We start from the raw sequence: 14,744 nt of genomic DNA, 5'->3' as shown, positions 1-14,744 counted from the left end.
CCTGCCCCGGACACCGTGCGGTAGGCTGCCTGCACGGTCGTCGATGCGGGGCGCGAAGCCGTCCCTCGCTCCCGCTCTATTCGTGTGATCATCAGAGGCACATCAGGATGGCTGATTATCTTGCTGACATCGATCCCGACAGGTTGAACTTCCTTGGGATCTTCGGGCTGTTGATTGGCGGCCTCGCGCTGTTTCTTCTCGGTCTGGAGTTCTTGACCGGCGGCCTGAAGGCGATCGCGGGATCGAAACTGCAGTCGCTGATCGGCGTGCTGACCGCAAGCCGGTTTCGCGGCGTGGTGGCGGGCGCCGTCGTGACCGCGCTGCTGAATTCGTCGACCATCACGACGGTGCTGATGGTCGGTTTCGTGTCCGCCGGCCTGATGACGTTGACCCAGGCGGTGCCGATGATCATGGGCGCGAACATCGGCTCGACCATCACCGCGCAGATCATCGCCTTCGACGTTTCGCGTCTGACGCCTTACATGCTGTCGATCGGCTTCGTGCTGCACGCGTTTGCCCCGCGCGAGCTGCTGCGTCAGATCGGCCGCGTCGTAATGGGGCTAGGGCTGCTGTTCATGGGCATCCAGCTGATGGGCGAGTCCACGCATCCGCTGCGCACCTATCAGCCGTTCATCGACGCGATGCAGGACATGCGCAATCCGCTCGTCGGCGTCATCGTGGGGGCGGTCTTCACCGCGGTTGTGCAAAGCTCGGCGGCGACGCTCGCGGTCGTGATTGCGTTGAGCGGCCAGGGCTTGATGCCGCTCGAAGCCGCCATCACGCTGATTCTCGGCGCGAATGTCGGCACCTGCGGCACGGCACTGCTCGCCTCGATCGGCAAGCCACCGGAAGCGTTGCAGGTCGGCGTCGTGCATCTGATCTTCAATGTGCTCGGCGTCGTGATTGCGCTCTTCCTGATTCCGCAGATGGCGGAGGTCGTGCGCTGGATATCGCCGTCGCATCCGGAACTGCAAGGGCTTGCACGCCTCGCGGCCGAGGCGCCGCGTCAGGTAGCCAATGTGCATACGCTGTTCAGCGTGGCGAACACGCTGCTGCTGATCTGGTTTGCCGGTCCGATCGCGCGGCTCGCGCAACTGGTCGTGCCGAAGCGCGCGAAGGCCGCCAAACCCGCGGGTGATCCGCAGTATCTCGACGAGACGTCGCTGGCGGTGCCGGCGCTTGCACTGCAACGCGTGCGTATCGAGCTGACCCGGCTCGGCGCGCAGGTGCTCGACGTTGTGCAACGCGGCTCGCAGATGGTGTCGACCGGCACGATGGAAGAGATCAATCAGATGCTCGATCAGGACAAGGAAAGCGACCGGCTGGCCTTCGAGATTCTTCAATATATCGGCCGCCTGTCGCAGCGGCAGCACTCGGAGGAAGAAGGTCAGCAGGTGGTCGGCTACACGCAGGTCACGAGTCATCTGGAGAGCATCAGCGGCATTGTCGGCCTGACGCTGATGACGGTCGGACAACAACGAATGACGCAGCAGATCGATCTGCTGCGTCTGCGCGATGCGGCGACCACGCAGTTTTCCGAGGCGGTGATCCGCAATCTCGAGCAGTCGATCCGCACGATCGAGACGCGCGATCCGGAAGAGGTCGCGAAGGTCATCGACGCGAAGGCCGGCATCGACAAGCTCGCCGCGACCGCGCGTCAGGTCGTGCTCGCGAAGCTTCAGCTGGCGGACAAGGCGGACGTGGTCACGTTCCGGACCGCCATGGATCTGATCGAGCAGGGCCGGCAGATCGCGCAGTTCGCGCGGGCCATTGCGAAAAATGTGGCAGCGCTTCAAGAGCTGCAATAGCGCGCGACGCATGATTGGAGATCGATATATTCGCGCAAAGTGATCGCCAGCACACGGACGTTGGGGTTGCACGAGCTCTAAACTTGTGGCGTGTCATCCTCGTGACACGCTTTCAAAGAGAGTGGGATTGCCCGCCTTTGCTGTGCGGGTTTTTTTCGCCTCGCGCGTGTTGTGGTATCAGTAGTCAAGGCGCGGCGGTGAAGTCGATCGTGCGACGACCCGCGGTAGCTCGCACAATAAGCAACGCCTGAAGCGATTTAACACACGCCGCATCCATAATTTGATAGCCTTTGTCGCAGCAGAGCATTGAACTCAAGGAGGGCTTCACCATGATAAGGTGGCTTGCTAACTGGGCTTCACAACATGCTCCTACTCCCGAGAAACAGGCCGAACGCGCGCTGAACAACTTGCGCATGGAACTGTTTCAGGCCGAACAGCTCGTGCTCGACGCACAGCTGCGTGCCGATTACTATCGGGCTCGCCTGACCTTCCTCGAAGAAGTCACGCGAAAGGGCATCGAACAGGTATCGGACGAACGCAAGGCTCCTCTGGAGTCTCCCCAGCCGTTGCGGCCGGGACTCAAGCTCACCGCGGCGCAATAGCCGCGTCTATTCCATCGCAATGTGTTCCGTCACCCGCGTTTCGATACGTGGGCTGATGGCAATCGTGCTGTCGCGGGCGTGTGCAATGCACGCTCTCGATAGTCGATTGTGTGAGCATTGATTGCCGAGCGGAGAAGTGTCCGGTTGCCCGGTTTCGTGCTTCGACCGGGCAACCTGGACTGAGTGTTTGATTTTTACTGCGTGATTTTTACTGCGCGACTTCCACTGCGCTTCGCTTACTGCGAAACGCCTGCTTCGTCCTGCTTAACTTGCCAGATCGGGCGGCAGCTTGCCGCCGTTTGCCGCGAGCGCCTGCATCACCTGCTTGTGCAGCCAGATGTTCATGCTCGCGGAGTCGTTCATGTCCCCGCTGTACTTCAATTCCTGGGCAAGTTGCTTGCGGTGTTCGAGACTGCTGTCGACGCCGAGTGCCTTCATCGTGTCGACAATCGACGTACGCCAGTTCAACGTCTGTCCGCTTTCGCTGACGAGTTGATCCATCACGGCGGCCACGTCGACGTCGGTCAGCGGCGCGGGCGCGGCGGGAGCGCTGGGCGTCGCGGCTTGCGCGGCGGCCGGGTCGGGGGTGGGTTCTGTCGCGGGGGGAGGTTGGTCCGGCTTCGCTTTGCCGAACAGCTTGTGCACGATGTCACCAAAAATACTCATTTCCGAAATCTCCGCGGTTGAATGACGAATGCGAGTGGGGGCGCTCGCAGGACATACCCCCGCTATGCTACGCGATCTACCACGGTGAAAAACGTAATATTTTGTCAACCCGTCGACTGCTCGTATTGGTCCGCGCGCAATGATCCTGACACGACTCAGCCCGCGTCACGTCAACATGACGCTGTGCGTGGTTGATGGAAGGAGAACAACATCATTGCGTCACGAGCCGCTGAACCAGTTGTAGCCCTGGTTCTCCCAATAGCCGCCCGGATACTGGTTCGTGATTTCGATAGCGACGACATGCTTGGGATTCTTGAAGCCGAGCTTGGTCGGCACACGCAGCCTCATCGGGAAACCATACTTCGGCGGCAGCACGTCACCGTTGTAAGTCAGCGTGAGCAGCGTCTGCGGGTGGAGCGCCGTCGGCATGTCGATGCTCGTCCAGTAGTTGTAGTCCGCGCAATGAAGCGACACGTACGTTGCACTCGTGTCCGCGCCCGCGCGGCGCAGGAATTCGGAAAAGCGCACGCCGCCCCAGCGACCGATCGCGCTCCATCCTTCGACACAGATAAGACGCGTGATCTGGCTTTCCTGCGGCAGCGCGCGCAGTTCGTCGAGCGTCCACGTACGCTTGCCGTGCGCGAGGCCGCTGACCTGCAGACGGTAGGTCGCGGCATCGATCTCGGGCACCTCGTCGACGCCATAGAACGCATTGAACGGAAACGGCCGTGTGATCATCGATGCCGGATACGTGGGCGCCAGCTTGTTCGGATCGAACAGCAGTGCCTGCACGTCGTCGTTGAAGAACGAGATGCGGCGCAGCGCGGTATTCACCGCCTTGTCGTCGGTCAGATCGCAACCGGACAGCAGCGCGATGCCGCCTAACGTCAGCAGCCGCCGGCCGAACAGCCGGCGCGCAGGCGATTTGAGTTCGCGCTGAGCATCGCGAATGATCGATTCGCCATGCGTCGCGAGGAAGGTGCCTTGTTGCGCGGTTCGTTTTCGGATCGTCATGATTTACCGTCCGCGTAGCATCAACAGCAGCGAGCGGGGCACGAGCGCAACCATCGCAACGTGAATGACGAAAAACGCCACCAGGATGCTCATACACATGAAGTGCACCACGCGCGCGTTGTCATATCCGCCCATCAGCGTGCGCAGCAGCGGGAACTGCACCGACTTCCAAATGGCGAGCCCGGACAACACGATCAGCAGGATGTCGGCGATCACGACGAGATAGGCGAGCTTTTGCACCGAGTTGTAGTGCGCGAGGTCGTCGTGTTTCAGGCGCCCGCTCAGCGCAGCGAGCAGATCGGCGACCAACTGTTTCGGCCGGACAGGCAGCAGCTTGCGTCGAAAGCGTCCGGTCGCCAGATTCAGCGCCAGATAGACGATGAAATTGGCGACCAGCAGCCACATCACTGCGAAATGCCATTGCAGCGCTCCGGCGAGCCAGCCGCCAAGCGTGATCGAAGGTGGAAACTCAATTGCGGGAAAGATCGGCGACGCGTCGTAGATCTGCCAGCCGCTCATTACCATCAGCACGACCGCGACAGCATTGATCCAGTGCGTAATTCGCACCCATCCGGGTTGAACCATGTTGTGCCTCAAGGCCACTCCATGCTCGTTGACAATCATTCCGGTGCCGCGGGAGCCGTCAACGGGATGCCGTCGGCGCCGGTATGGGGCCGCAGGCAGGATCGGGCGACGAGGTACGCCGCGAGCGTCAGACTGGCATTGCGCCCGAAGCGGTAACGCGATCGATCGACGGTTATTCCGTCGTGTCTGAAATCTTTTCGTTCTTGCTATCGACTTTCAATGACGATGCACATCGCGCAGGAAGGCCGTCCCGCCGCATGGGAAACGCAGCATACGACATTCCTGACTACGGACGGACGCTGGCTCGAAGGTTGCAGCGCGGAAGGGGTGTCGCAGCACCCTGAGCCGGGTAGCGCACAACGGTAATTGAGTACCAGCCGGTCTCGCGAGGCCGGCTCAGCCCGAAGCGGCATGACCGTAGCACGGTCATGCCGCTTTTTTCTTTTTGTGCCCTTTTTGTGTGGGGCAAATCCGCTACCAGCGCGGCGCATCCATGTTGATCGGAAAAGCGGGGCGTCTCAGTGCCGTTCTATGCGAGTTCATTCCCGCTTCATCTGTTCTGTTTATCAGGGTGTGCACCAGCAGGCGTTCGAAAAGCCCGCTTCGAAGGGCCGTGACTCTGGTTTGAACGCTTGTCCAGTGGGGCTCTGCGCGAATCGGACGGGCTTCGCCGATGCTATGCGGAACGCTGAGAATGCGGATACTCGCATCGACCCAATGGTTAACCCGCGCTTTGGCCCGCGAAGGACGAAACGTACCTTCATGCCAGTTATTTGAGTAAGCCGAGTGGGAGCCCATCGCCACGATGGTTACGGAGTCGACGTACTTTGCGAAGCTACCCGCTTCGAGCGCGCGATGAGACCAATGAAGGAGACAGGAGAGTTTTGATGACCAGTGCTACCAGCGGTAACAGGATTGATATCAAGAAGTTCATCGACGAACGGTCGATTTCGCCCTACCAGTGGCTATTGGTCGTGCTGTGTTTTCTGATCGTGACCGCCGACGGCATGGACGTCGCGATCATGGGTTTCGTCGCGCCTTCCATCATTCATGACTGGGCGATTTCGCGCCCCGAATTCGGACTCGTGATGAGCGCGGCGCCGATCGGTCTCGTGATTGGCGCATTGTTCGCGGGTCCGGCATCGGACCGCATCGGCCGCAAGTGGGTGCTGATTACGTCGGTGTTTCTGTTCGGCGTGTTCACGATCGCGACTGCGTTCGCGCAATCGCCGTTTTCGATGGCAGCATTGCGTCTGCTCAGCGGTGTCGGTCTCGGCGCCGCGATGCCGAACTCGACGACGCTGCTGTCCGAGTACGCACCGCAACGCAAGCGCGCGCTGCTGATCACCGTGATGTTCACGGGCTTCAATCTCGGCTCGGCATTGATCGGCTTCGCGGCCGGCTGGCTGATTCCGGTTCACGGCTGGCGCGCGGTGCTGATTTTCGGCGGCGCACTGCCGCTCGTGCTGATCCCGTTCCAGATCTGGCTGCTGCCTGAGTCGGCCCGTCTGCTCGCGGTGCGCGGCGCGCCCGCGCAGCGTATCGGCAAGGTGCTTGGCCGTGTGTGCGGCGTGCACTTCGCGGGCAATGAAGTGTTCGTGTCGAACGAACCGCCGCTGCCGACGCGCAAGCCGATCGGCGTGCTGTTCTCGCAAGGCTATGGCTCGATGACGATCGCGCTGTGGGTCACGTATTTCATGGGCCTGCTCGTGATCTATCTGCTGACCGGCTGGCTGCCGACGCTGATGAAGGATGCGGGTCTGTCGGTCACGACCGCGGCCAACGTCACGGCGATGTTCCAGATCGGCGGCACGATCGGCGCGATCCTCGTCGGCTGGCTCATGGACAAGGCGCGTCCGGCGCCGGTCATCAGCGCCGCGTATATCGGCGGCGCACTGTGCGTGCTCGGGCTCGGCTACATCGGCGCGCTGTCTTCGTCGCTTGCATTGCTGGTGTTTGCCGCGGGCTTTTGCATGAGCGGCGCGCAAACCGGTCTGAACGCATTTGCACCCGGCCGCTACCCGACCGTTGCGCGTGCGACTGGTGTGAGCTGGATGCTCGGCATGGGCCGCTTCGGCAGTATCTTCGGCTCGGCGATCGGCGGCGCGCTGCTCGGCTTCGGCTGGCAGTTCGGCGCGATCCTGGCGATGCTCGCGATCCCCGCCACACTCGCCGCTATCGCCATCCTGGTGAGCCAGCGTGTGGGCGGCGCCGAAACGGTGGCGCAGCCGAATATCGCGCATTGAGGCGTGAGGCAACGCGGCGCGCGTGCGTTTCGCGGGCGCCGCTGGATACATTCATCTACTGAGGAATCACGGTGATCATCGACATTCACGGACACTACACCACCGCGCCGAAAGCGTTGGAGACGTGGCGTAACCGCCAGATCGCAGGCATCAAGAGTCCTTCCGGGATGCCGCAGGGGTCGGAATTGCAGATCAGCGACGACGAGCTGCGCGAGTCGATCGAAAACAACCAGTTGAAACTGATGCGCGAGCGCGGCCTCGATCTGACGATCTTCAGTCCGCGCGCGAGCTTCATGGCGCACCACATCGGCGACTTCGAAATCTCGAGCACGTGGGCCGCGATCTGCAACGAACTGTGCTATCGCGTGAGCCGGCTGTTTCCCGAGAACTTCGTGCCGGCCGCGATGCTGCCGCAAAGTCCGGGTGTCGATCCGGCCACCTGTATTCCTGAACTCGTCAAATGCGTCGAGCAGTACGGCAATGTCGCGATCAACCTGAATCCCGATCCGTCGGGCGGCCACTGGACCAGCCCGCCGTTGTCGGACCGTTCCTGGTATCCGATCTACGAGAAGATGGTCGAGTACGACATTCCCGCGATGATTCACGTGAGCACGAGCTGCAACGCGTGCTTCCACACCACCGGGTCGCACTACCTGAATGCGGATACCACCGCGTTCATGCAATGCCTGACCTCGGACCTGTTTCGCGATTTCCCGACGCTGCGTTTCGTGATTCCGCACGGCGGCGGTGCGGTGCCGTATCACTGGGGTCGTTTCCGCGGCCTCGCGCAGGAACTGAAAAAGCCCTTGCTGAAAGACCATCTGCTGAACAACGTGTTCTTCGACACCTGTGTCTATCATCAGCCGGGTATCGACCTGCTCACGCGCGTGATTCCCGTGGACAACATCCTGTTCGCGAGCGAAATGATCGGCGCGGTGCGCGGCGTCGATCCGCAAACCGGTCACTATTTCGACGACACGAAGCGCTACGTTGAAGCCGCGGATATGAATCCGGAGCAGCGCTACAAGATCTACGAAGGTAACGCGCGGCGCGTCTATCCGCGTCTCGACGCCTTGCTGAAAACGAAGGGGCTGTGATCATGTATGAAATCGGAGTCGTCTATCGCAACATCCAGCGCGCGGATGCGGAGGTGGCAGCGAAACTCGGCGCGCTCGGTTCGGCCACCGTGCATGAAGCGATGGGCCGCACGGGCCTGCTCCAACCGTATATGCGCCCGATCTATACCGGCGCGCGCGCGAGCGGCACGGCCGTCACGGTGCTGCTGCAACCGGGCGATAACTGGATGCTGCACGTCGCGGCCGAACAGATCCGGCCGGGCGACGTCGTCGTCGCCGGCGTCACCGCACAGAGCACCGACGGTTACTTCGGCGATCTGCTGGCCACGAGCTTCAAGGCGCGCGGCGCGCATGCGTTGATCATCGACGCCGGCGTGCGCGACGTCAGCGTGCTGAGCGAAATGAACTTCCCGGTCTGGAGCAAGGCCATTTCCGCGAAAGGCACGGTCAAGGCGACGCTCGGCTCGGTGAACATTCCGGTCGTGTGCGCGGGTGCGTTGGTCACACCGGGCGACGTCGTCGTTGCCGATGAGGACGGCGTGGTCGTGGTGCCGGCGGCCGCCGCGCAGGCCGTGCTCGACAAGGCTGCGGCGCGCGAGGCCAATGAAGCCGAGAAGCGCGCGAAACTCGCCTCTGGGGTGCTCGGTCTCGACATGTACAACATGCGCGGGCCGCTCGAGCAGGCCGGACTGCGTTACAAGGACTGACAGGCGTGGTCGCAATGATCAACGATCAAGCCGCGCGCGCGCCGATCACCGGCATTTCGTCGATGGCCATGCGCCAGGTGCTGGCCGGACTCGCCCCGTTCTACGAGCGGCGCACGGGGCAGGGCGTCGCGATCGAATCGGTCGGCGGCGTCGATGCGGCGCGCCGGGTCGAGGATGGCGAAGTCTTCGACATCGTCGTGCTTGCCGCCGACGCGATCGAGCGGCTCGTGGTGACGGGTTGTGTCGAGGCGGCGAGCCGCGTCGGACTCGCGCGCTCGGGCATCGCGGTCGCGGTCGCGGCCGGAGAAACGCACCCGGACATCGCGTCCGAAGGAGCGCTGCGCGACGCGATTCTCGGTGCGCGCAGTATCGGTTACTCGACGGGGCCGAGCGGCACGCATCTACTGAAGCTGTTCGAACGCTGGGGCATTGCCGGGCAGATCGCTTCGCGTATCGTGAAGGCGCCGCCGGGTGTGCCGGTCGGCAGGCTCGTCGCGCGCGGAGAAGTCGCGCTCGGCTTTCAGCAGATGAGCGAATTGATTCACGTGGCGGGCATCGACGTGCTCGGCGAGCTTCCGGCCGCCACCCAGTCCACCACGACTTTCACCGCCGCGATCTGCACGGCGGCGCGCCAGCGTGAAGCAGCCCAGGCGCTGCTGGCGTTTCTGGCCTCGCGCGAGGCCGACGGCGCAAAGCTGCAAAACGGCATGTCGCCGGCTTGATGGCGGGCGGCGCTCGCCGCCCAGGCTTGTGTCCTTGCCTTTTCCGCCTCCATCTCTTTGCGCGAGCGCATGCTCGGCTTCGAAACGCTGAAAGCGCTGACCGGCACGCCCGCTCGGATGGCGGACGCAAAACGCTACGAATGAAAGCGGATTCAAGCCAGCAGCTTGCCCCACTCGTAATCGATACTGTCCGGCGTGAAGGGCAGCACGCCCGCGCCGGGCGTAAATGTAAGTTCGCCGAAATAAACGAGGTCGTCCGGCGCATACAGGTCGACGCGCACATAGTCGAAGTCTTCGCACAGACGGGCCGCGACATCGAGCACGGCCTGTAGATGCGGCGGGCGCGGAGCGGGCAACGCGCTGCGCTTGTAGTCGCCGATTGCGATATCGAGGTGATTCCAGTCGGCGTCGTACACGTCGCCGTGCGTCGCGTTGCCGAATCGATCCGAGATCACGAGGATATAGATGATCGGCCCGCCAGGACGGCCGCCAAAGCAGTGCATTTTGAAATCCGCCGGAATCTGGCCGCGCCGATCGAGCAGCAACTGCTCGAAGAAAACGCGCGGCTCGATCGTCCGATAGTGCCGCTCGCGCCCAACGTAATAGAATTCGGCGCGCAACCATTGGTCGGCGAGCTTCTTCAGCTTCTCGAACGAGGTCTCTGATTTGTTTCTCACCACTTCGACGTAGCTGCTGCCGTGATTGGCTTTCATTACGAAAGCATCCGGCAGTGCGTCGAACACTTCGGGCGTGAATGCATCGGGCGCTGCGATCAGCGGTATCAAATGCTTGTCGCCGATTTTCCGGGCAATATATTCCCGCACCAGAAGCTTGTCGGTCAGGTCGATATAGCGCGGATCAGGATGAAGATTGCGCTGCAGGATCTTCTCATTGAACGTCACCGGACGAATCAGGTTCGGATAGCGGCCAATGCATTTGTGATGTAACAGGCTTAGGAAAAGGGCGTCCGGCAATAGCGTTTTCGCCGCTTCCTTGATTTTTCTCGCGGTAGATGGCGATTGCCCGTGCGCCGAATGCGCACCGGTGTGCAAGCCCGGCTGCCGGCAGGGCGCGGCCAGAGCACTGTCACCGGACTGTAGGGAAGCCATGTTTTTCGGCGCGACGGCCGCATCCTGCGCGGCCAGTTCGGCGGATTTGATGATCGTCATGTTCTAATCCCTTTGCGGTCGAGTCGACGAGTCGTCCTCGGAGTAACGGGAATTGAAATCAAAGCGTCAGCGGCGCTTGCCGCAACATCTCGGTCGCGGCACTCCAGCTTTCCTCCGGCGTCAGCCAGCGTTCGTCCGCATCCACATGCTGTTGCGCGCGGAATTGCGTCGGCGACATGCCATAGCGCTCCTTGAATAGCCGCCCAAGCCGATTACCGTCGCCCATTCCGCAGCGGCGCGCAATCTTGTCGACCGGCAGATCGGTGTTCTTCAGCATCGAGCGAACGATCTCGAAGCGTGTGCGCAGCAGATATTCGAGCGGCGTCATGCCGAACTCGCATTTGAAGCGGCGCTGGAAATTGCGCTTGCTCATCGCCACCGATTCGGCCGCCTGCGCAACCGAAATGGCCTTGCTGTAGTTTTCCTTGATCCAGCGCGCCGATTCGCGAATCTTCTCCGTCGTCGTCGTGATGTTGACGTCGTCGAACTCGGAGCGGCTTTTCTCGGCGTAGCCGGTTTGCAGGATGCGGCCGATCTTGCGGGCAGTATCGGTATTGATGTCGCGTTCGATCTGCGCGAGCGCGAGATCGGTCGGCGTCACATTGCTTTGCGTGCGCGCGGCGTCACCGCTGTCGTCGAACAGAAAAATCGGCACGATCGATTGCAGCGGATCGTTGCAGACGACCGCGAGATTCGCACCCTGTTGCATGCCGAAAGATGCAATCGATCCTTGCAGCGAGATCCACGACAGAAAGCGGTCGTTGGATTCCGCGACTTCGGTGACGTCGCGGCAGGCCACGAAGAGCGCGTGGAAATCAGCGAGGCAGTAGCGTTCGAGGCCTTGCGTCCAGATCGATATGCCGGACGAACTGGTCACCAGACCGCCGCCGTCGGATACCACGGTAAACCGGTATGGCGCCTCTTCGCCAGCCGTTCTCTTGAACTCATTGGCAAGCCGGAACGCGTCGCCGATCGCGCCGGTACTTGCCATCGAACAATCCTGAAAGACGAATAGACCAATGTGCTTCATCACGCGAGCTTCTCCAGTCAGGAAAATCTACGCATTGAGATTAGCGCATCGATTTGGGCGAGACGAGCTTGGCCGGCATGCGTGGGTGTTTTGGCGTAATCGTCAGGATTCAAGAAATTCTTACCTCGCTATTCGCAGAAATGCGTGCTACTAATTAACGTTGCACGGAATTTTTTTCCCGATCAATTAGCGCGATTCTTGCAAGCGCAGTGCTGGGGCATCGGCGGAATGCGCCGAGTGGCTTGGATTCGGCGCGATTTGCGGGATAACAAGGGCATTCCTGGCACTTGAGCCGTGCAATTGGCGTTCTGTCGCGATGTACGATGCCTGTCGTATTACTCTGTTACAGCAATTGCAGATCGCAACAAGCCTTTCCGGCTTCTGTTTCATTTGTAAAAGGCTCCGCATTATCGGCCAATAGCACCCTACTTTGGGCCGCCGGCGAATGCCTCGATCCTTTGCGGACTATGCTTCAGCGCAACATCGAGAGAGAAATTGTCAATCGCGGATTACGTGAATGGCGGGCTTCGCATTTGCTGATTCGTGAGAAGAACAATCGGCAATACCGCGGTGGATAAGCAATAGCTGTGTAGCCTTCCGTGGTTCGAGAGGTCCCGAACACGGCTCCCCGACCTAACCCGACACAGCACGTCGCTTCGCCGTGCTGCCAGCCAATCGAGGGTCTATCCGGCCGGCGGCATAAATAGCGACGTGGCGACGCAAAGCGATCGCCGATCGTTTTGTTTCATCAACCTGCAAGGATCAGACCGGTGGATTACTATCCGCAAAACTCGCTCTATCCCGCTGTTGATACCGAGCGTAGACAACTCAGTGCCCGCGCGATGCTCACGCTAATGCGCGACCACATCTGGGAGATCGTGGTGACGACGGTCGTCGTCCTCACGTTCGCGGTCGCGTATCTTCTGATTGCCACGCCTATCTATTCCGCTGACGTAATCATTCGCGTGGACCCACCCGAGCCAAATGCCCTCGGACTCGCGTTGCAGAACCAGGAACTGTTGCCGCCACCGACGCCGTCGTCGGTAACCGAAATGGCGGTCATGGAAAGCCGTGCAGTTTTGCAGCCGGTGATGGACCAGTTCCGTTTCGACATTTCGGTGAAGCCGCACAAGCTTCCGGTTCTCGGCGACATCGCCGAAAAATTCGCTACACCGGGACAGCCCGCGGCGCCGTGGCTCGGGCTGAAATCATTTGCATGGGGCGGCGAGCGTGTGCAGATCGCCGCGCTCGACGTGCCGCGCGAACTCGAGGAAGAGAAGCTGACCTTGACCGCGCTCGACAATGGCGCCTTCGAATTGCACGGCCCGTCCGGCGAGTTGCTGGCGAGTGGCACGGTCGGCATGCCGCTCAAGCAGAACGGCGTGTCGATGCTCGTGAAGGAACTCGCTGCGCGGCCGGGCACGAAGTTCGAGGTGATCCGCTGGAATGAGCTCGATGCCATCAAGCGCTTCACCAGTCTCGTCAAGATTGGCGACAAGGTGAAAGACTCTGGGCTGATGCAAATCCAGTACCGCGACAAGAGTCCGGACAAAGCCGCGGCCGTCGCCAATGCATTGGGAGAGCAATACCTCGCATCCGCGGTGGCGAGCCGGCAAGCGAACGACACGCAGACGCTCGCGTTTATTGACGGCGAACTCCCGCGTCTACTCGGCGAATTGCGAAAAGCCGAGGAAGCGCTGAAGAACTTCCGGTCGCGCTCGCAATCGATGCAGCCGACCAACGAGGCGCAAGCCTATTTGCAGGGCGGCCTCGATCTCGACAAGCAGATCGCGGCGCTGCAATTGCAGCGCACGCAAATGCTCGAGCGCTATACGGGACAGAGCCGCTGGGTGCAGAACGTCGACGAGCAACTGGCGCAATTAAAAGAAGCGAAAGCGAAATTCTCCGACCATTTCAACGGCATGCCCGCGTCGGAACGCGCGAGCGTCGATCTGATCCGCGCTCAGAAGGTCGCGGAAACGGTGTATCTCGGCATGGTGCAGAAGGCCGAGCAATTGCAGGTGCGCCGCGCCAGCACGACGGGCGGCGCGCATATTCTCGATCGCGCGATCAGACCGCATATGCCGGTCATGCCACAGCCGATTCTCGTGCTCGGCGGCGGATTGGTGCTCGGTATCGTGTCCGGCGTCGCGTTGGTCTTCATGCGCCGCCACGTGATGATCGGCGTGACCGACCCGCGCTATGTCGAGCGCCAGATGAGCGTGCCGGTGTTTGGGGAGATTCTGTTCAGCCATCAGCAACTGCTGCTCGACCGCGATGCGACCGCGGGGCGCAAATCGCTGCCGGCAGCAGCCGGGCGCGGCCATCCGCCGATGCAGAAGAGTCTGCACGAGATACAGTTCGATTCCGGCGTCCAGAACAGGATTCTCGCCGCGCGCTTTCCGCACGACACGTCGGTCGAAGCGCTGCGCAGCGTACGGACCGCCGTCACGCGCGATCTCGCGCATGCACGCAACAACATCGTGATGATCATCGGGCCCACCCCATCGGCCGGCAAGAGCTTCGTCGCGGCGAATCTGGCGATCCTGCACGCTGAAATCGGCTCACGGGTGGTGCTGATCGATGCCGACATGCGACGCGGTCATCTCGCCTCGCTATTCAACGAGAGCAATCGTGGAGGCCTTTCCGAAGTACTGTCCGAACGACTGCCGCTCCGCAATGCGCTGCGCTCGACCCGCATCGAAGGATTGACGTTCCTGTCATGCGGCGTGCGCCCGGAGAACCCCGCCGCGCTGCTGATGAGGCCGCACCTGAAGGATGTGCTCGAGCGGCTGTCGAGCCAGTTCGATCTGGTGATCATCGACACGCCGCCTTTCCTCGCGGTCACCGACGCCTCGATCGTCGCGAACGAGGCGGGCGCATCTCTGCTCGTGCTGCGCTCGGGCATGCAAAGCGAGGAGGAGATCGCCGACACGCTCAGAAAGGTGGAACGCGCGGAAGGGCGCATCGCGGGCGCGGTGTTCAACGGCATTCCGCTGCGTCGAAGCACGAAGAACTATGGCTACGAAACGAACTATGCCAGCGATTTCGGCGAAAACGACGTTGGACAGCAAGCGCCGCGGGGCGCCTGAGCGTGTGGAGACCCCAACCGCGGTAAA

At 61.5% G+C, this 14,744-nt stretch carries 13 protein-coding genes; 8 read left to right on the top strand and 5 right to left on the bottom strand.

The annotated features are described in order from the left end of the window. Window positions 1-107: 107 nt before the first annotated feature. Both OKW35_RS46015 and OKW35_RS46010 read left to right on the top strand, forming a co-directional pair. Window positions 108-1,808 carry a Na/Pi cotransporter family protein gene (locus tag OKW35_RS46015; RefSeq protein WP_429352362.1) on the top strand — a complete coding sequence of 567 codons (1,701 nt, stop codon included), beginning with the start codon at window positions 108-110 and terminating at the stop codon, window positions 1,806-1,808. A 329-nt stretch (window positions 1,809-2,137) separates the two neighbouring features. Next, entirely contained in the window at window positions 2,138-2,410 is a 273-nt protein-coding gene (locus OKW35_RS46010; RefSeq protein WP_084754487.1) for a hypothetical protein, read from the top strand. Window positions 2,411-2,674: 264 nt separating this feature from the next. On the opposite strand, the gene OKW35_RS46005 is transcribed toward OKW35_RS46010, so the two are convergent. The 3 genes from OKW35_RS46005 to OKW35_RS45995 form a co-directional block, all read right to left on the bottom strand. After that, window positions 2,675-3,076: a DUF3597 domain-containing protein gene (locus OKW35_RS46005; protein ID WP_090809158.1), complete on the bottom strand. Its 402-nt coding sequence runs from the start codon at window positions 3,074-3,076 to the stop codon at window positions 2,675-2,677. Window positions 3,077-3,295: 219 nt separating this feature from the next. Further along, window positions 3,296-4,090 (bottom strand): molybdopterin-dependent oxidoreductase, encoded by a 795-nt coding sequence (locus OKW35_RS46000; RefSeq protein ID WP_429555532.1) that lies wholly within the window; start codon window positions 4,088-4,090, stop codon window positions 3,296-3,298. 3 nt (window positions 4,091-4,093) lie between these two features. After that, a complete protein-coding gene (locus OKW35_RS45995) occupies window positions 4,094-4,675 on the bottom strand; it encodes a cytochrome b/b6 domain-containing protein (RefSeq protein WP_184067445.1) in 582 nt (193 codons plus the stop codon). Between the two features lie 219 nt (window positions 4,676-4,894). On the opposite strand from OKW35_RS45995, the gene OKW35_RS45990 reads away from it, so the two are divergent. The 5 genes from OKW35_RS45990 (at window position 4,895) to OKW35_RS45970 (ending at window position 9,426) form a co-directional block, all read left to right on the top strand. Next, window positions 4,895-5,041, top strand: coding sequence for a hypothetical protein (locus OKW35_RS45990; RefSeq protein WP_167368753.1), 147 nt, complete (start codon window positions 4,895-4,897; stop codon window positions 5,039-5,041). 521 nt (window positions 5,042-5,562) lie between these two features. Further along, window positions 5,563-6,921, top strand: a complete 1,359-nt coding sequence (locus tag OKW35_RS45985) for an MFS transporter (RefSeq protein ID WP_429555531.1) — start codon at window positions 5,563-5,565, stop codon at window positions 6,919-6,921. Window positions 6,922-6,992: 71 nt separating this feature from the next. Then, a complete protein-coding gene (locus OKW35_RS45980) occupies window positions 6,993-8,018 on the top strand; it encodes an amidohydrolase family protein (RefSeq protein ID WP_429555530.1) in 1,026 nt (341 codons plus the stop codon). Window positions 8,019-8,020: 2 nt separating this feature from the next. Continuing rightward, window positions 8,021-8,704 (top strand): 4-carboxy-4-hydroxy-2-oxoadipate aldolase/oxaloacetate decarboxylase, encoded by a 684-nt coding sequence (gene ligK, locus OKW35_RS45975; protein ID WP_429555529.1) that lies wholly within the window; start codon window positions 8,021-8,023, stop codon window positions 8,702-8,704. Window positions 8,705-8,718: 14 nt separating this feature from the next. After that, a complete protein-coding gene (locus OKW35_RS45970; protein ID WP_429555528.1) occupies window positions 8,719-9,426 on the top strand; it encodes a substrate-binding domain-containing protein in 708 nt (235 codons plus the stop codon). Window positions 9,427-9,578: 152 nt separating this feature from the next. Here OKW35_RS45970 and OKW35_RS45965 read toward each other — a convergent pair whose 3' ends face one another. Both OKW35_RS45965 and OKW35_RS45960 read right to left on the bottom strand, forming a co-directional pair. Next, window positions 9,579-10,595 carry an ATP-grasp fold amidoligase family protein gene (locus tag OKW35_RS45965; protein WP_429555527.1) on the bottom strand — a complete coding sequence of 339 codons (1,017 nt, stop codon included), beginning with the start codon at window positions 10,593-10,595 and terminating at the stop codon, window positions 9,579-9,581. 58 nt (window positions 10,596-10,653) lie between these two features. After that, entirely contained in the window at window positions 10,654-11,586 is a 933-nt protein-coding gene (locus tag OKW35_RS45960) for a GlxA family transcriptional regulator (protein ID WP_184067461.1), read from the bottom strand. Window positions 11,587-12,395: 809 nt separating this feature from the next. Here OKW35_RS45960 and OKW35_RS45955 point away from each other — a divergent pair. After that, window positions 12,396-14,717: a polysaccharide biosynthesis tyrosine autokinase gene (locus OKW35_RS45955; RefSeq protein WP_429493487.1), complete on the top strand. Its 2,322-nt coding sequence runs from the start codon at window positions 12,396-12,398 to the stop codon at window positions 14,715-14,717. Window positions 14,718-14,744: the final 27 nt, after the last annotated feature.

Source organism: Paraburkholderia sp. MM5477-R1, from assembly GCF_050436385.1.
In the GTDB taxonomy this organism is placed as follows: domain Bacteria; phylum Pseudomonadota; class Gammaproteobacteria; order Burkholderiales; family Burkholderiaceae; genus Paraburkholderia; species Paraburkholderia tuberum.
Note: the sequence above shows the minus strand (reverse complement) of the source record. Positions and strands in the feature narration are given on the sequence as shown.